This is a genomic window from Streptomyces sp. NPDC037290 (genome assembly GCF_055603245.1).
Map to the genome: position 1 here is coordinate 719053 of NZ_JBVJVZ010000001.1, position 17244 is coordinate 736296.

Below are 17244 nucleotides of genomic sequence, written 5' to 3' on the forward strand. Positions count from 1 at the left end.
AGAGGCCACGCCTTCGAAGCGGGGAAAAACCCGGCGGGTGTGGGGGGGGAGGGGGGGGGGCCGCCCCCGAAGGGGGGGGGGGGGGGGGGACCGGGGCGCATCGCGCGCCCCTGGTGCCACCGCCCAGCCACTTCCCACCGTCTATGGGTGCTGAACCGGCCTCTTACCAGGCCTTGTTGTCGCAGCCCATCGTCGAGCCGATGTGCGTCGCCTGCGCACCCGGGTCGCCTTCGCCGTTGAGCGCGTTGCCGAGTACGCCGTTGAGGATCCCGACCTCGCCGAGGACGTCGACGTTCAGGTCGTGCGACCGGCAGTTCGAGCTCTGCAGGACGCTGTTGCTGCCCCCTTCGCCGCCGGCGTGAGCGGTACCGGCGGTCAGGAGCCCGACGCTGCCGATGGCCGCGACCATGACGGCAGCCTTGTGAAGCTTGTGCATGTCATCTCCATAGAGTGAGTGTGTGGATGCGATCTGTCACGGATCTTCCACTTACAGCAACGGAGATTAGGGGTAATATCCGCCAAAATGGACATCGACACGCCGATTTCATGATCTATCAGACTGCGCGCCGGGCCGCTACGGCACGTACGCCGGCGACACCGCAGCCGTACTGATCCGCCGTGGCCGCCCCGACCCGTCGGCCGGAATCCGGTACAGGTCGGCGCCGTAGTCACCGGGCAGCGCGTACACGACCGTACGGGCGTCCCGCCACAGCGCCTGGTCGTCCACGCTCCTCCGCTCGGCCAGCGAAGTCTCGTGCATGGTGCGCAGATCGAGCACGTACAGCCGCCAAGGGGCGTCCTTGGGCAGGCCGTCGACCCGCTTCTTGTAGGCGATCCGCGTGCCGTCGGGCGACAGGGACGGACACTCGACGCCGGTGTGCAGCGTCGTGACCGTACGGGCCCGCAGATCACCACGGACCAGGTACGTGTGCCCCTTCGTCGCCAGGGTCGCGTAGAAGGTGCGGTCGTCACGCGCGAACGTCACGCCCCAGAAGTTGACGTCCGTCGCCCGGTACGGATGCCCGTCCTTGACGATCCGGAAGTCCTCCAGCGTCGGGATCAGCTCGCCGCTCCTGGTGTCCACGATCGCCGTGCGCGTGGAGAAGTCCGTCCCGGCGTAACTGTCACCGCCCACGAACGCCGTCCAGGCGGCGAAGTGCCCGGTCGGCGAGACCCGGGCCCGCGACGGAATGCCCGGGACGTCGTACCGGTGCCCGATCCGCAGCCGGGCGTCCAGGACCAGCGCCCGGTAGGTGTCCGAGACCGGGCCGTGCACCGCCTGCAGGCACACCCCCGTACCCGAAGCGGCGTGGAAACGCAGGCACTTGACCCCGGAGGCGGTACGCGGTCCGGACGGATCGCCGGCCGCGACGCTGACGATCTCGTCCCGGTGCGGGCCCCACGCCATGTTCCGGAACACCATCCGGCCGTGCCCGGTCAGCGTCACCGTCCCCGGCGCGACCGGCGGGCCGCCCGCCCGGGTGTGGTCGCGGCGGTCGGCGCGGGCCGAGGCGTGCAGCACGGACGCCAGTCCGACCGCCGCGAGCACGGCGACGGCCGCCACCAGGATCAGGACGCGGCTGCGTACGGTCATGCGGTCACCGTCCCCTTCGGGCGCAGGGTGAGGGAGAAGGCGGCACACGCGGCCAGCGCCACCGCCGCCCCCGCGAGCGCGGCCCGGTCGCCCCACACCGTCCAGGCGGCGCCGAACAGCAGCGAGCAGGCGAACCGGGCCAGCGCCTGCCCGGTCTGTACGAGAGCCAGCCCCGACGAGCGCAGCGCCTCCGGCATCCCGTCCGAGGCCGCCGCCATCAGCACCCCGTCGGTGGCCGCGTAGAAGGCGCCGTGCAGGGCGAGGACGACGTACGGCAGCGCCGAGCCGTGCCACGCCGTGAGCAGCAACGCGTACGCGAGCAGCAGGGCACCGTGGCCGCCCACGAAGACCGCCCACCTGCCCACCCGGTCCGCGAGCAGCCCGAGCGGCACCGCCAGCAGCAGGAACGCGGCGGCCGTACCGAGCGGGAGCAGTGCGAACCACCGGTCCGGCACCCCGAGTCGCCGCTGCAGCAGCAGATACACGAACGAGTCACTCACCGTGGCGAGACCCAGCAGCAGCGCGCACAGCGCGACCCGGCGCAGCCCGCGCCGCCGCAACAGCCCCACCGCACCCCGAAGGGTGGGCCGCTCGTCCGCGACCACACCGGCGCGCCCGCCCGGCACGAAGAGCACCAGCACCAGGAGCCCGGCCACCGCCACACAGAAGCTGACGGTGAACACCGCGTCGTACCCGTCGACCGTGGCCCGCAGGATCAGGAACGCCACCAGCGGCCCGAGCAGCGCCCCGGCCGTGTCCATGGCCCGGTGCACCCCGAAGGCCCGCCCCCGTGACTCGGGCGTACCGGACAGCGAGATCAGGGCGTCCCGAGGGGCGGTCCGCAGCCCCTTCCCGGTGCGGTCCGCGGCCAGCACCAGCCCGATCGGCGTGAGCGAGTGCGCGACCAGCAGCAACGGCTTGCACACCGCGGAGAGGCCGTACCCGAACCCGGCGACCCACTTGTGCCGCCCACCGCCCCGATCCGCGAGATGCCCGCCCACCAGCCGTACGACCGCCGAGAACCCGTTGTAGACGCCGTCGAGCAGCCCGAAGCCCAGCGGGGACAGACCGAGCCCGGTGACCAGGTACAAGGGCAGCACGGCCGTGACCATCTCGGACGACACGTCCGTCACCAGGCTGACGGTTCCGAGCGCGAGCACGGTCGGGGCGATCGCGGCACGGCGCCGCCCGGCCAGTGGCCGGACGGCACCGCCCGCGGACGCCGGCGTACTCGCGCGGCTGTCCGCTACGTACACCTCAGGACGCCCAGATGCCGGTGATGTCCGTGGCGGAGGCCGCGTTGCCCGCGTGCGAGGTCAGACCCTGGCTGTCCTCGAGCGTGCGCAGCAGGTCGTAGTGGTTGTACGTCGTGGAGCTGGACGACCCGGCGGTCACCGGCTGCCCGTAGAGCACCGTGGGAATCCGGTTCCCGCTCAGCCGGTTGTCCTCGTCGAACGTGACGACGAGCAGGCTGTTGTGGGTCTTGGCCCAACTCGCGTAGGCACTCAGGTTGTTCTTCAGCCAGGTGTCACCGGTGGACACCGAGCAGTCGTGCATGTCGCTGCACAGGTTCGGGGTCACGAACGACAGCTGGGGCAGCGTCGAGTAGTCCGTCGGGAACTGGACGAACGTCTTGGCGCTCGACGTCGGCACGTTGCTGAACCCGAACCACGGGTTGTGCTTGCGCGCGTAGTTCCCGCTGCTGCACGTGGTCGAGCCCTGGCTGGGCAGGGTCTCGTTGTAGCTGGCCCAGCTGCGCCCGGCGGCGATCAGCTCGGAGGCGAGGTTCGGGGCGGACGAGAACCCGGGCGTGTAGCAGCTGTCGTCCGTGATGCCCTGCGTCGAACCGGAGAACAGGGCGAAGTAGTTGGGCTGGCTCGGGTGGGTTTCGGCGTACGACTGCGTCAGGTTGGCGCCCTGTGCCTTCAGCGAGTTGATGTACGGAGCGCTCGACGAGCCGATGACCTGGCTGTACGCGTGGTTCTCGAAGACCACGACGACCACGTGGTCCGGACTCGGCACGGCGCCCGCGGCGTGCGCGGACTCTTCGCCGAGCCCGGTCCAGAGCCCGACCGCGGCCGCGGCGAACGCCGCCGCGGACGCCACGACGGTACGGGCACGGCGGTACACGGAACTGCCGGACACATCAACCTCCGGGGGTGGGGGACGGGGCTGGCGGTGCGGACAGAGCATGCACACGCCAACATTCCCGCGCCCCAAGTGAGCCAACCTCACGGGTGAAGACCGGGTGAACGACGGGTACGTGGGACCGCCGCGCATGCCCGCCGCCGCGACGGGTACGACCCTTGCCGTACGGGGGCGCCGCTGAAGCGGCTGAGGAACGAGAGGTGTCGGAAGTGATTCGAAAGCTGCAGGCGGTCGCGCTGGACTGCGCCGATCCGGTCCGGCTCGCGGAGTTCTACGCGGCCCTGCTCGGCGGGCGGGTGGTCGCGGACCCGGAGGACGCCGACTGGGTCGAGGTGCACGGGTTCGAGGGGACGCCGCTGGCCTGCCAGCGGGTGGACGGCTACCGGGCGCCCGAATGGCCCGGCCAGCAGCGCCCGCAGCAGCTCCACCTGGACTTCGACGTGGACGACCTCGACGGCGAGGAGAAACGGGCGCTCACCCTCGGCGCGACCGTGCTGGAGCGGACGGACGAGCTCCGCCCGGGGGCCAACTGGCGGGTCTACGCGGACCCGGCCGGCCATCCCTTCTGCCTCTGCCTCCACACCGACTGAGGCGATCCTTTATCGGCTTGCCGCCCCTCGACCCGGTCAACTCCTCGCGGGCCGAAAGCCGGCCGTGGCGTCCGATCACGCCCGGCCCGAAGGACCCGCGGCTCGTGATGGACGACAAGGAGTCGTTGTGCGCGGCCTGCAGCGGCTGCGGATCGAGACGCTGTCGGACAACACCGCGATGCTGCGCTCCGCCGAGCGCAACGGCTTCGTCCGCGAGGGTGTGCTGCGCTCCTCGGCCTGGGTGATGGGCGAGTTCCTGGACGAGGTGCTGTTCGGGCTCCTCGCGCAGGACTGGAGGGGCTGACCCAGGCCGCCGCGGAGCTGCCGCGTACGGCGGGAAGGGGGCGCGGCCCCGACCCGCGACGACCACAGGCGCGACCCGAGCCACAACGGAGGAGCCACAGGCCGCCGCAGGCACACGCCCCCCCGCCCCCGGCGCGGCCTCGACAACGGACGAGCCACAAGCCCCCGCACCCGCCCCTGGCGCCGCGAACCCGACACCGCTCCCCGTCGGCCCCGGCGCCGCGCGCCCATCCGACACGGCACCCCACCCGCCCTCGGCCCCTCACCCCCACGGGACACCACCCCCGCCGCCTCACCCGCACCCTCACACCCGAAGCCACCCCACCCCCGCCCCCAAGTCACCCCACCCACCCCCGGCCCCCGCCGGTTAGGCTCTGGCCAGGACGGTTTCGATCCGCGACGTACGCAGGGGAGGCCACGGAGATGACGCCGGGGCGCAGAAGCAGCACCTTCACCCGACTGCTCCGGCACGGCTTCACCGACCCCTCCGCCGCAGAGCGACTCCTCGACGGTCCCGAGCTCGCCCCCGTCCGCGACGACCCCGTCCTCCTGGAAGCCCTCGGCGCCACCGCCGACCCCGACCTCGCCCTGCACGGCCTGGTCCGCCTCCTGGAGGCCCAGGACGGCCCCACAGCCCCCCGCGAACTACTGGACACCCTCATCGCGGCCAAGCCGCTGCGCGACCGCCTCCTGGGTGTCCTCGGCGCCTCCGCCGCCCTCGCCGACCACCTGGCCCGCCACCCCGGCGACTGGCACGCCCTGGTCACCTACGAGCCCCGGGACCTGCACCCCGGCGTCGAGGAGTTCGAGCGCGGTCTGGCCGGGGCCACCGACCCCGTCTCCCTCCGCGTGGCCTACCGCCGCTGCCTGCTGTCCATCGCCGCCCGTGACGTCTGCGGCACCACCGGCGTCGCCGAGACGGCCGCGGAGCTCGCCGACCTCGCCACCGCCACCCTCCGCGCGGCCCTCGCCCTGGCGCGGGCGAACGCTCCCGAGGACGCCGCGGCCTGCCGCCTCGCGGTGATCGCGATGGGCAAGTGCGGCGGCCACGAACTGAACTACGTCTCGGACGTGGACGTGATCTTCGTGGCCGAAGCGGCCGAGGGCACCACCGAGGCCAAGGCGCTCCCCGCGGCCACCCGCCTCGCCGGCCATCTCATGCGGATCTGCTCGGAGACCACCGTGGAGGGCTCCATCTGGCCGGTGGACGCCAACCTCCGCCCCGAGGGCCGCAACGGCCCCCTCGTCCGCACCCTCTCCTCCCACCTCGCCTACTACCAACGCTGGGCGAAGACCTGGGAGTTCCAGGCCCTGCTCAAGGCCCGCCCGGTCGCGGGCGACGCGGCCCTCGGCCAGGCGTACGTCGACGCGCTCGAACCCATGGTCTGGAAGGCGGCGGAACGCGAGAACTTCGTGACCGACGTCCAGAAGATGCGCCGCCGCGTGGTCGAGAACATCCCCGCGTCCGAGATCGAGCGCGAGCTCAAACTCGGCCCCGGCGGCCTGCGTGACGTCGAATTCGCCGTCCAGCTCCTCCAGTTGGTGCACGGCCGCACCGACCAGAGCCTGCGCAGCGGCACCACCCTGGACGCCCTCCAGGCGCTGGCCGCCGGGGGCTACGTGGGCCGCGAGGACGCCGCCCGCCTGGACGAGGCGTACCGCTTCCTGCGCTCGATGGAGCACCGGATCCAGCTGTACCGCCTGCGCCGCACCCACCTCGTCCCGGTGGCCGAGGAGGACCAGCGGCGCCTGGGCCGCTCCCTCGGCCTGCGCACCGACCCGGCGGCCGAGCTGATCCGCGAGTGGAAACGGCACACCGGCGTCGTACGCAGACTCCACGAGAAGCTCTTCTACCGCCCGCTGCTCGACGCCGTGGCCCAACTCGCCCCGGGAGAGGCCCGGCTGAGCCCCGAGGCCGCCCGTGAGCGCCTCGTCGCCCTCGGCTACGCCGACCCCGCCGCCGCCCTGCGCCACCTGGAGGCCCTCGCCTCCGGCGTGACCCGCAAGGCGGCCATCCAGCGCACCCTGCTCCCCGTCCTCCTCGGCTGGTTCGCCGACTCCGCCGATCCGGACGCGGGGCTGCTCAACTTCCGCAAGGTCTCCGACGCGCTCGGCAAGACCCCCTGGTACCTGCGCCTGCTGCGCGACGAGGGCGCGGCGGCCGAGAACCTCGCGCGCGTCCTGTCGGCGGGCCGCCTCGCCCCCGACCTGCTCATGCGCGCACCCGAGGCGGTGGCCCTGCTGGGTGACGGCGACGGCGGCGGCCTCGAACCGCGCGGGCGCGCCCACCTGGAGCCGGAGATCCTGGCCGCCGTGGGCCGCGCCGAGAACGCCGAGCAGGGCGTCACGGCGGCCCGCGGCGTACGCCGCCGCGAGCTGTTCCGCACCGCCGCCGCCGACATCGTCGGCTCCTACGGCACCGAGGCCGGCGCGGCCGAGGCCGACCAGGGCGCCCTGGTGGACCGGGTCGGCGCGGCGGTCTCCGATCTCACCGCCGCCACGCTCGCCGGCACCCTGCGCGCGGTGGTCCGGGACGGCTGGGGCGACACGCTCCCCACCCGCTTCGCGATCATAGGGATGGGCCGCTTCGGCGGCCATGAGCTGGGCTACGGCTCCGACGCGGACGTCCTGTTCGTGCACGAACCGCAGGACGGCGTCGACGAGCACGAGGCGGCCGCGGCGGCCAACAAGGTCGTCGCCGAGATGCGCCGGCTGCTCCAGCTGCCCAGCGCCGACCCGCCGCTGCTCATCGACGCGGACCTGCGCCCGGAGGGCAAGTCGGGCCCGCTGGTGCGCACCCTGAAGTCGTACGAGGCGTACTACCGCCGCTGGTCCCTGGTCTGGGAGTCCCAGGCGCTGCTGCGGGCCGAGCCGGTCGCCGGGGACGAGGACCTGGGCCGGCGCTTCACCGAGCTGATCGACCCCCTGCGCTACCCGGTCCACGGCCTCGGCGAGGACGCCGTGCGCGAGATCCGCCGCCTGAAGGCCCGCATGGAGTCCGAGCGCCTCCCGCGCGGCGCCGACCCCAGGCTGCACACCAAGCTCGGCCCGGGCGGCCTGTCCGACGTGGAGTGGACCGTCCAGCTGTTCCAGCTCCGGCACGGCTGGGACCGGCCCGGCCTGCGCACCACCCGCACCCGCGAGGCGCTGGCCGCCGCCCGCGAAGCCGGCCTGCTGTCCGCCGAGGAGGCGGAGATCCTGGACGAGGCCTGGGTGCTGGCGACGAGGGTGCGCAACGCGGTGATGCTGGTGCGCGGCCGGGCCGGGGACACCTTCCCGACCGACCCCCGCGAGCTGGCCGCCGTGGGCCGCTACCTGGGCTACGGCGCCGGGCACGCCGGGGACATGCTGGACGCCTACCGCCGTACCACCCGCAGGGCGCGCACGGTGGTGGAGGAGCTGTTCTACGGCGGCGGAGCGTGACGCCCCCGGCCGGTGCTACGACGCCGTGGCACCGGCCGGCTCGGGCCGCGGCGCCCGTACCGGCACCACCCTGGGCAGCCGGTACGGCAGTGCGCCGAACCACGCCCTGGCCACCGTGAAGCCGAAGCTCAGGCACAGCACACCGCCCACCGCGTCCAGCCAGAAATGGTTGGCGGTGGCAACGATCACCAGCAGGGTGGTCGTCGGGTAGAGCAGGCCGAGCACCCGCACCCACGGCACCGACGCCAGCGCGAAGATCGTCAGCCCGCACCACAGCGACCAGCCGATGTGCATCGACGGCATCGCCGCGTACTGGTTCGACATGTGTTTCAGATCGCCGGAGGCCATCGAGCCCCAGGTGTGGTGCACCATCACGGTGTCCACGAACTGCCCGCCGCGCATCAGCCGGGGCGGGGCGAGCGGAAACAGGTAGTAACCGACCAGGGCCACACCCGTGGTCGCGAACAGCACCATCCGGGTCGCCGCGTACCGGCCCGGATGCCACCGGTACAGCCACACCAGCACGCCGATCGTGATGATGAAGTGCAGTGTGGCGTAGTAGTAGTTCATGCCGATGATCAGCCAAGACGCCGAGTTCACGGCGTGGTTGACGGATCGCTCGACGGCGATGCCCAGATCGTGCTCGACACCCCAGATCCAGTCGGCGTTCCGCAGCGCCTTGCCCTTCTGCTCCGGGACGGCGTTGCGGATCAGTGAGTACGTCCAGTAACTCACCGCGATCAGAAGGATCTCGAACCACAGCCGGGGCCGCCGCGGCCGCCGCAGCCGGCCCACGACACCCCGTGCTCCCCGTCTGTCCTCGCCCGTGACGGCCTGCGGAACGGCCACCTCCTCGCGACCTTCCGGCTGCGTCACGGTCGAGTCACTCATAGCCATCAAGTCTGCCAGAAAAGGCTTCCTCGACAGATCATCCCAAGGTCGGGTCCGCGACGCACCTTCTACGGCGAACGGACGACATGCGGCGCCGAGGCGGTTGAACCGCGCACCACCAGCTCCGGCATGAACACGAACTCGCTGTGCGGCGCGGGCGTCCCGCCGATCTCCTCCAGCAGCGCGCGCACCGCGGCCTGCCCCATCGCCGGAACCGGCTTGCGGACCGTGGTCAGCGGCGGATCGGTAAAGGCGATCAGCGGGGAGTCGTCGAAGCCCACCACCGACACGTCCCGGGGCACCTCCAGGCCGCGCTGCCGGGCCGCCCGTATCGCACCGAGCGCCATCATGTCGCTCGCGCACACCACGGCCGTGCAGTCCCGCTCGATCAGCGCCGTGGCCGCCGCCTGACCGCCCTCCAGGGTGTACAACGAGTGCTGGACCAGCTCCGTCTCGATCACCTCGGCGGCGAGCCCCAACTGGTCCTGCATGGCCCGCACGAAGCCCTCGATCTTGCGCTGCACCGGCACGAACCGCTTCGGCCCGAGGGCCAGCCCGATCCGGGTGTGCCCGAGCGACACCAGATGCGTCACCGCGAGCGTCGTCGCGGCCCGGTCGTCGGGGGAGATGAACGGGGCCTGCACCTTCGGCGAGAAGCCGTCCACCAGCACGAACGGCACGCCCTGCGCTCGCAGCCGCTCATAGCGCTGCATGTCGGCGGTGGTGTCCGCGTGCAGCCCGGAGACGTAGATGATCCCGGCGACCCCGCGGTCCACGAGCATCTCGGTCAGCTCGTCCTCGGTCGACCCGCCCGGGGTCTGGGTCGCGAGCACCGGGGTGTAGCCCTGGCGGGTCAGCGCCTGGCCGATGACCTGGGCCAGGGCCGGGAATATCGGGTTCTCCAGCTCCGGAGTGATCAGCCCGACCAGCCCCTCGCTGCGCTGCCGCAGCCGCACCGGGCGCTCGTAGCCCAGCACGTCCAGCGCGGCCAGCACGGACTGACGGGTGGTGGCGGCGACGCCCGGCTTCCCGTTGAGGACCCGGCTGACGGTCGCCTCGCTCACCCCCGCCTGCGCAGCGATGTCGGAAAGCCGTGTGGTCACAGGATTGGACTGTACCGGTCGCATCTCAGACTGCCCACCAGGTGGCGCAATCCGCGGGCATCTCGGTGCGTACGGGGCCGGGCTCGACATCGGCGCTGGCGAGCAGCAGCGTGCCGGGAGTGGCCACGGAGACCCGGGTGGCGGTGAGGTTGACCATGCAGACGAACGAGCCGTCGGCGGTGTCGCGGCGGAAGGCCAGCACGCCCTCGGGGGTGTCCAGCCAGGTCACCTGGCGGCCGGCCCCGAGCGCCGGGTGCTCGCGGCGCACGGCCAGCGCGCTGCGGTAGAACTCCAGGGTCGAGGTGGGGTCGCCCTCCTGGGCCGCGACGGTCAGGTCCTTCCAGTCGGCGGGCTGCGGCAGCCAGCTCGGGCCGCCCTCGACGGGACCGAAACCGAACGGCGGCGCCTCACCGGACCACGGCAGCGGCACCCGGCAGCCGTCGCGCGTGCCGTCCTGGCCCGAGCTGCGGAAGAACGCCGGGTCCTGGCGCACCTCGTCGGGCAGGTCGACGACCTCGGGCAGGCCCAGCTCCTCGCCCTGGTAGAGGTACGCCGAGCCAGGCAGCGCCAGCATCAGCAGGGTCGCTGCCCGGGCCCGGCGCAGGCCACGCGCCTCGTCCCCTTCCGCGAGGCGCGTGGAGTGCCGTACCACGTCGTGGTTGGACAGCACCCAGGTCGCGGGCGCGTGCACCGCGTTCATGGCGCTGAGCGAGCGGTCGACGACCTCGCGCAGGTCCGCCGCGTTCCAGCCGGTGGTCAGGTAGGAGAAGTTGAAGGCCTGGTGCAGCTCGTCGGGCCGGATGTACAGGGCGCTGCGCTCCACGGTCGGCGTCCACGCCTCGGCCACCGCGATCCGCTCGTCGTCGTACTCGTCGAGGATGCGCCGCCAGCCGCGGTAGATCTCGTGCACGCCGTCCTGGTCGAAGTACGGCACGGCCTCGGTGCCGAGCAGCTTGACCTGCTCGTCGTGGCCGATGTCCGGCAGCCCGGCCGCCTTGACCAGGCCGTGCGCCACGTCGATGCGGAAGCCGTCGATGCCGAGGTCCAGCCAGAACCGCAGGATGGAGCGGAACTCGTCGTGCACGGCCGGGTGGTCCCAGTTGAAGTCGGGCTGCTGAGGGGCGAACAGGTGGAGGTACCACTCGCCGGGGGTGCCGTCCGGTTCGGTGACCCGGGTCCAGGCCGGACCGCCGAAGATCGACTCCCAGTCGTTCGGCGGCAGTTCGCCGTTCGCGCCGTTGCCCGGCCGGAAGTGGAACCGCTCCCTCAAGGGCGAACCGGGGCCCTCGCGCAGCGCCTGCTTGAACCACTCGTGCTGGTCGGAGCAGTGGTTGGGCACCACATCGACGATCACCTTCAGACCCAGGCCATGGGCGTCGCGCACCAGGTCGTCGGCGTCGGTCAGGGTGCCGAACATCGGGTCGACGGCCCGGTAGTCGGCGACGTCGTAGCCCGCGTCGGCCTGCGGGGAGGCGTAGAAGGGCGACAGCCACACGGCGTCCACGCCCAGCCGCTTCAGGTACGGCAGCCGGGAGCGGATACCGGGCAGGTCGCCCATGCCGTCGCCGTTGCCGTCGGCGAAGCTGCGCGGGTAGACCTGGTAGATGACCGCGTCGCGCCACCACTCCCGCCGCCCGGAGGCGGCGGAGGAGGCGTCGGTGGGGACTGCGTCGGTGACGTGCTGGGTCATGGATTCCCTTACAGGATGCGGGGGGAACGACAGAGAAGCTTGCGGGGTGCTGGGCCGGACGGTCAGGACTTGGTGCCGCCGGCGGTCAGCCCGGAGACCAGGCTGCGCTGCACGAGCATGAACACGAGGGCCGCCGGAATGGTGATGATGATCGCGGTGGCCGAGGTCCACGCCCAGTCGGGCCGCTGGTCCTGTGCGAAGGTGCGGATGCCGACGGCGAGCGTGTAGTGGTCGGACTGCATGAACTGCGTGGCGTACGCGACCTCGCCCCAGGCGGTGAGGAAGCTGTAGAACGCGGTCACCGCGAGGCCCGGCTTGGCCAGCGGCACGATCAGGCGCCAGAAGGTGCCGAACGGGGTGAGGCCGTCCACCCGGCCCGCCTCGTCGATCTCCTTGGGGATCGTGTCGAAGTAGCCCTTCATCATCCAGGCGCAGAAGGGCACCGCCGTGGTCGCGTACGCCAGGATCAGACCGAGGTAGTTGTCGAGCAGGTCCAACTCGGACAGAAGCAGATACAGCGGCACGATCAGCACGATACTGGGGAACATCTGGGTGACCAGGAACGTCCACATCAGCTGCCGGCTGCCCGGGAACTTCATCCGGGACACCGCGTACCCGGCGGTCGCCGCGAGGAAGACACCGAGGACGGTGGTGCCGCCGGCCACGACGACGGTGTTCAGGAACCACTTCGGCAGGTCCGAATGGGCCAGCACGTCGGTGTAGTTGTGGAAGCTGAGGTCCTTGAGCACCTCGCCGGGCTGCTGCCAGGCGTTCTTCGGGCCGAGCGAGATGAACAGGATCCACACCACCGGGAAGGCCGCGATGACCGTGGCCAGGATCAGGGTGGCGTGCAGGGCGATCGACGCCGCGGGGCCGCGCTCCTCACGCCCGCGCACCCTGCGGGAGGGGGCGGCGGGGGTACGGGCGGCGGCGGGAGCGGTCGCGGGGGTCTCGTGGGTCGCTGCGGTCATGGCGGTTGCTCCTTACGCCTGCTCGGACTTCAGGGTGCTGCGGCGGTAGAAGGTCGAGAAGGCCAGCAGGAGGGCGAGGATGATGATCCCGTAGGTCGCCGCTCCCGAGTAGTCCGAGATGCCGGTGAAGGCCTTGCGGAAGGCGTAGGTGACGAGGATGTCGGTGTCGCCGGTGGTGTTGTTGCCCAGCAGCAGGTAGATGACGTTGAACATGTTGAACGTCCAGATGCAGCCGAGCAGGATCACGGTGTTGGACACCGGGCGCAGACCGGGCAGCGTGACGTTGACGAACCGCTGCCAGGGGGAGGCGCCGTCCATCTCGGCGGCCTCGTACAGCTCCTTGGGGATCGACTGCAGGCCGCCGAGCACGGCGACCATGTTGAAGGGAATGCCGATCCAGACGTTCACCATGATCACGGCGATCTTCTGGGCGAGCGGGGTGCCCAGCCAGTTCTGCGCGGGCAGGCCGAACGCGGTGATGATCTCGTTGAACACACCGAACTGGGAGTTCAGCATCAGCCGCCAGGCGAAGACGCCGATGAACGACGGGACCGCCCAGGGCAGGATCAGCATCGCCCGGTAGAAGCCGCGCAGCCGCACCTTGCGGTTGAGCAGCACGGCGAGGCCCATGCCGATGCCGACCTGCAGCGCGACGCAGGAGACCGTCCACACGACCGTCCACACCAGGCGCGGGTAGAAGTCGCCGTCCGCGCCCGACAGGACGTGCCAGTAGTTGTGGAGGCCGACGAAGTCGTAGGTCGCGGGCCGGTGGAAGGCGCCGATGGTGCTGGCGACGTTCGACTCGTTGGCGTCGGTCAGCGACTGGTAGAAGCCGTACCCCAGCGGATACAGGACCAGCACGGCGATCACGACGGCGACCGGGGTCACCATCGCCCAGGCGTACCAGTACTTGTCCCAGGACCGCCTCAGGCGTGAAACGCGTGCGGGGCGCGGGGACCTGTCGTCCCGCGCTGTCTTGTCGGTCTGTGCCGTGCTCGCTGCGGTGCTCATCCTCATCGACTCTTTATCGGCTCGTTCGCGGCAGAGATGGGGTGGTTCCGCAGCCCCGGGGAGCCCCGGTCGGGGCGGCAGCGGGGAAGAACGTTCCCCGGGGCTGCGTGTCCTTCGGTTACGGTGCGGCTGCCGACCGTTCAGGTCAGCCGATGGAGTAGCCGGGCAGGAGCGTCTGGAACTGCTTGGCGGTGGCGTCCAGGCCGGACTTGACCGACGCGTCGCCCTGCAGGATCTTCACGTAGTTCTGCTGCAGCGGCGTGAAGAGCGAGCCGACCTGGGGGAGCGCGACACGCGGACGGGCGGTCTGCTCCAGGATCGGCTTGAAGCCGGCGATCTTGGCGTTGGAGGTGACCGCGGCGGTGTAGGCCGACGTGCGGGTCGGCAGGGTGCCGGTCTTCTCCGCGATGGTGATCTGGCTCTCGGTGGACGTCATGAACTGCGTGAACAGGTAGCTGGCGTCCAGGTTGCCCGAGCCCTGGTAGACGGCCAGGTCGTGGCCGCCGGTCGGGGCCTGGGCCTTGCCGCCGGCGCCGGCCGGTACGGGCGCGTAGCCGAGGTTGGCCTCCTTGCCCTTGAACGCCGAGCCGGTCAGGTCCTCGCTGACGGACCACGGGCCCTGGATCAGCATGGCCACCTTGCCGGTCTTGAAGGCGGTCTGCATGTTCTGGTAGGCGTTCGCGAAGTCGACCTTCATCGACGCCTCGTCGTAGATCTTCTTCGCGGTGGTCAGCGCGGTGACGGCGCTGCTGTCGCTGATGGTGATCTTCTTCGCCGAGGTGTCGGCCATGTCCGCGCCGTTGCTGTACAGCAGCGGGAGCAGGAAGTACGAGTCCGGGTTGACGTAGGTGCCGTAGGCACCGGTCTTCTTCTTGATCGTCTTCGCGTCGGCGATGAACTCGTCCCAGGTGGCCGGCGGCTTGGCGATGCCGGCCTTCTTGAACAGGTCCTTGTTGTACAGCAGGCCCAGGGTGTCGGTGACCGACGGGACGCCGTAGGTCTTGCCGTTGATCTTGGCCGTGTTCAGCGCACCCGTGCTGAAGTCCGAGGTGTTCTGCAGCGCGGGGGTGCCGTCGAGCGGGGCGATGTAGCCGAGCGAGGCGTACTCGGCCATCAGGCCCACGTCGGTGCGCACCACGTCCGGGGCACCCTTGCCGCTCTTGGCGGCCGACTTGAACTTCTGCTCGACGTCGGTGAACGGGACGCTCTGGTAGTTCACCTTGATCTTCGGGTACTTGGCCTCGAACTGCTTGATCAGGGCCTTGTACGTCGGGGCCTCGGTCGCCGCGTCGGAGGTGTCCCAGTAGGTGATCGTGCCCGAGACGTCCTTCAGGTCCTTCGGCTTGCCGTTGGCCTTGTCGTCCGAGCCGCCGCAGGCGGTGGCGGCCAGGGCGACCACGGTGACCGCGGCGGCGATCGATATGCCACGTCGCATATGAGCTCCTAGAAGAGGGTTGCCCGGATCATCCCTTGGGAAGACCGCGGGTGCCGTCTGTCCCAATCGACGGCCGCCGGGCGCGGGAGGAACGTAGCAAGGCTGCAAGTCCTTGCGAAAGATGTTGCAAGGAAATTTCCGCGAGATCCTTCAAGTGTGACGTCGCCGTTACCCCGGCATGCCCTCCGGGCTGCGGCGATACGGGTGCCCCGGCACTCCCGCCACTCGTTCCACCGGGAAGTAACCGATCTCCCCGGTCCCCCGGGAGCCCGCGCGCTCTTGCAGGCTGCCCTCCGGCGCCGAACTGACCTTGTCAAGACGCGTTGTTGGAATCTTTCTGCATCTTGCTGAAACGTTGGCGTAACGGTTAGGTTCACGCCACCCCTGGGTCGTTGATCAGTCAATCTCCCCCCACGCACAACGAAGTGCAGGAGCACACATGGCCAGAAAGACGCTGGCCGCCACGCTCGCCCTCGTGGCCGGCCTGGCGGTCCCCCTCACCGTCCCCACCGGTGCCGCCGAGGCGTCCCCGCCCGGCACCAAGGACGTCACCGCCGTCCTCTTCGAATGGAACTACGCCTCCGTGGCCCGCGAGTGCACCAGCACCCTCGGCCCCGCCGGCTACGGCTACGTCCAGGTCTCCCCGCCCGCCGAGCACATACAGGGCTCGCAGTGGTGGACCTCGTACCAGCCGGTGTCGTACAAGATCGCCGGCCGGCTCGGCGACCGCACCGCCTTCAAGAACATGATCGACACCTGCCACGCGGCCGGTCTGAAGGTCGTCGTCGACACCGTCGTCAACCACATGTCGGCGGGCAGCGGCACCGGCACCGGCACCGGCGGCTCGGCGTACACGAAGTACGACTACCCGGGCCTGTACTCGTACCCGGACTTCGACGACTGCACCTCCCAGGTCACCAACTACCAGGACCGCTGGAACGTCCAGCACTGCGAGCTCGTCGGGCTGGCCGACCTGGACACCGGCGAGGAGTACGTCCGCAGGACCATCGCCGGGTACATGAACGACCTGCTCTCGCTGGGCGCCGACGGCTTCCGCATCGACGCAGCCAAACACATCCCGGCCGACGACCTGGCGAACATCAAGTCCCGCCTGACCAACCCCTCCGTCTACTGGAAGCAGGAGGTCATCTACGGCGCGAACGAGGCCGTCCAGCCCTCCGAGTACACCGGCAACGGAGACGTCCAGGAGTTCCGCTACGCCTACGACCTCAAGCGCGTCTTCAACAGCGAGAAGCTGGCCTACCTGACCAACTTCGGCGAGGGCTGGGGCTACCTCAGCAGCTCCGTGGCCGGCGTCTTCGTCGACAACCACGACACCGAGCGCAACGGCAGCACCCTCAACTACAAGGACGGCGCCAACTACACCCTGGCCAACGTCTTCATGCTGGCCTGGCCCTACGGCGCCCCCGACATCAACTCCGGCTACGAGTGGTCCGACGCGGACGCCGGCCCGCCCAACGGCGGTCAGGTCAAAGCCTGCTGGCAGGACGGCTGGAAGTGCCAGCACGCCTGGCCGGAGATCATCCGCATGGTCGCCTTCCGCAACGCGACCCGGGGCCAGTCGGTCACCAACTGGTGGGACGACGGCAACAACGCGATCGCGTTCGGGCGGGGGAGCAAGGGCTATGTGGCGATCAACCATGAGTCCGGCAGCCTGACCAGGACGTACCAGACGTCCCTGCCCGCGGGCACGTACTGCAACGTGCAGAACAACACGACGGTGACGGTGAACTCCAGCGGGCAGTTCACCGCCACCCTGGGCTCGAACACGGCGCTCGCGGTCTACGCCGGCAAGTCGAGCTGCTGAACCCGGAGCGTCCCTTCCGGGTGTTGCCCGTCGTGTACCCGGACGAGCTGCCCGTCGTGGATGGGCGGTTCGTCCCGGACGCTCCAGTTCGGGTAGGACGCCGAGGACAGCGGGAGGGCGTCCGCCACGTTCCAGGAACTGTTGAGCGAGTCCCAGTTCCACTCCCGTGCGGCGGTTGAGAAGCGCGTCAAGATTGACGTTGAAACTTCTTGCTATGAGTTTCAAGACTCTTGCTGTAAAGCTTTCGGCGGCGATAC

The 17244-nt window shown here is 70.6% G+C and carries 14 protein-coding genes and 1 pseudogene; 4 read left to right on the top strand and 11 right to left on the bottom strand.

What is annotated here, in order from left to right; genetic code table 11:
* Window positions 1-163: 163 nt before the first annotated feature.
* The 4 genes from ACZ7HQ_RS03325 to ACZ7HQ_RS03340 form a co-directional block, all read right to left on the bottom strand.
* Window positions 164-436 (bottom strand): hypothetical protein, encoded by a 273-nt coding sequence (locus ACZ7HQ_RS03325; RefSeq protein ID WP_470983990.1) that lies wholly within the window; start codon window positions 434-436, stop codon window positions 164-166.
* A gap of 138 nt (window positions 437-574) precedes the next feature.
* Entirely contained in the window at window positions 575-1594 is a 1020-nt protein-coding gene (locus tag ACZ7HQ_RS03330) for a TolB family protein (protein WP_470983992.1), read from the bottom strand.
* Window positions 1591-2850, bottom strand: coding sequence for an MFS transporter (locus tag ACZ7HQ_RS03335; RefSeq protein ID WP_470983993.1), 1260 nt, complete (start codon window positions 2848-2850; stop codon window positions 1591-1593). The genes ACZ7HQ_RS03330 and ACZ7HQ_RS03335 overlap by 4 nt, the downstream gene beginning before the upstream one ends.
* A 1-nt stretch (window position 2851) precedes the next feature.
* Window positions 2852-3739, bottom strand: a complete 888-nt coding sequence (locus tag ACZ7HQ_RS03340; protein WP_470983996.1) for an alkaline phosphatase family protein — start codon at window positions 3737-3739, stop codon at window positions 2852-2854.
* A gap of 212 nt (window positions 3740-3951) precedes the next feature.
* On the opposite strand from ACZ7HQ_RS03340, the gene ACZ7HQ_RS03345 reads away from it, so the two are divergent.
* The 3 genes and pseudogenes from ACZ7HQ_RS03345 (at window position 3952) to ACZ7HQ_RS03355 (ending at window position 8058) form a co-directional block, all read left to right on the top strand.
* Window positions 3952-4332, top strand: coding sequence for a VOC family protein (locus ACZ7HQ_RS03345; protein ID WP_470983999.1), 381 nt, complete (start codon window positions 3952-3954; stop codon window positions 4330-4332).
* A 29-nt stretch (window positions 4333-4361) separates the two neighbouring features.
* Window positions 4362-4636, top strand: a pseudogene (locus ACZ7HQ_RS03350) (GNAT family N-acetyltransferase); the annotation flags it as partial.
* Between the two features lie 422 nt (window positions 4637-5058).
* Window positions 5059-8058, top strand: a complete 3000-nt coding sequence (locus tag ACZ7HQ_RS03355) for a bifunctional [glutamine synthetase] adenylyltransferase/[glutamine synthetase]-adenylyl-L-tyrosine phosphorylase (protein ID WP_470984001.1) — start codon at window positions 5059-5061, stop codon at window positions 8056-8058.
* 15 nt (window positions 8059-8073) lie between these two features.
* Here ACZ7HQ_RS03355 and ACZ7HQ_RS03360 read toward each other — a convergent pair whose 3' ends face one another.
* The 6 genes from ACZ7HQ_RS03360 to ACZ7HQ_RS03385 all read right to left on the bottom strand — a co-directional run bounded on the left by ACZ7HQ_RS03360 (window position 8074) and on the right by ACZ7HQ_RS03385 (window position 15159).
* Entirely contained in the window at window positions 8074-8949 is an 876-nt protein-coding gene (locus ACZ7HQ_RS03360) for a phosphatase PAP2 family protein (protein ID WP_470984003.1), read from the bottom strand.
* Window positions 8950-9017: 68 nt separating this feature from the next.
* A complete protein-coding gene (locus ACZ7HQ_RS03365; protein ID WP_470984006.1) occupies window positions 9018-10052 on the bottom strand; it encodes a LacI family DNA-binding transcriptional regulator in 1035 nt (344 codons plus the stop codon).
* Between the two features lie 25 nt (window positions 10053-10077).
* Window positions 10078-11742, bottom strand: coding sequence for a glycoside hydrolase family 13 protein (locus tag ACZ7HQ_RS03370; RefSeq protein ID WP_470984009.1), 1665 nt, complete (start codon window positions 11740-11742; stop codon window positions 10078-10080).
* A gap of 62 nt (window positions 11743-11804) precedes the next feature.
* Window positions 11805-12713: a sugar ABC transporter permease gene (locus tag ACZ7HQ_RS03375; RefSeq protein WP_470984011.1), complete on the bottom strand. Its 909-nt coding sequence runs from the start codon at window positions 12711-12713 to the stop codon at window positions 11805-11807.
* A gap of 12 nt (window positions 12714-12725) precedes the next feature.
* Complete coding sequence (locus ACZ7HQ_RS03380; protein ID WP_470984014.1) at window positions 12726-13730, bottom strand: carbohydrate ABC transporter permease; 1005 nt, start codon at window positions 13728-13730, stop codon at window positions 12726-12728.
* Window positions 13731-13869: 139 nt separating this feature from the next.
* A complete protein-coding gene (locus ACZ7HQ_RS03385) occupies window positions 13870-15159 on the bottom strand; it encodes an extracellular solute-binding protein (protein ID WP_470984017.1) in 1290 nt (429 codons plus the stop codon).
* 439 nt (window positions 15160-15598) lie between these two features.
* On the opposite strand from ACZ7HQ_RS03385, the gene ACZ7HQ_RS03390 reads away from it, so the two are divergent.
* Complete coding sequence (locus tag ACZ7HQ_RS03390) at window positions 15599-16987, top strand: alpha-amylase (RefSeq protein ID WP_470984019.1); 1389 nt, start codon at window positions 15599-15601, stop codon at window positions 16985-16987.
* On the opposite strand, the gene ACZ7HQ_RS03395 is transcribed toward ACZ7HQ_RS03390, so the two are convergent.
* Window positions 16963-17178: a hypothetical protein gene (locus ACZ7HQ_RS03395; RefSeq protein WP_470984021.1), complete on the bottom strand. Its 216-nt coding sequence runs from the start codon at window positions 17176-17178 to the stop codon at window positions 16963-16965. The genes ACZ7HQ_RS03390 and ACZ7HQ_RS03395 overlap by 25 nt on opposite strands.
* Between the last annotated feature and the right edge of the window lie 66 nt (window positions 17179-17244).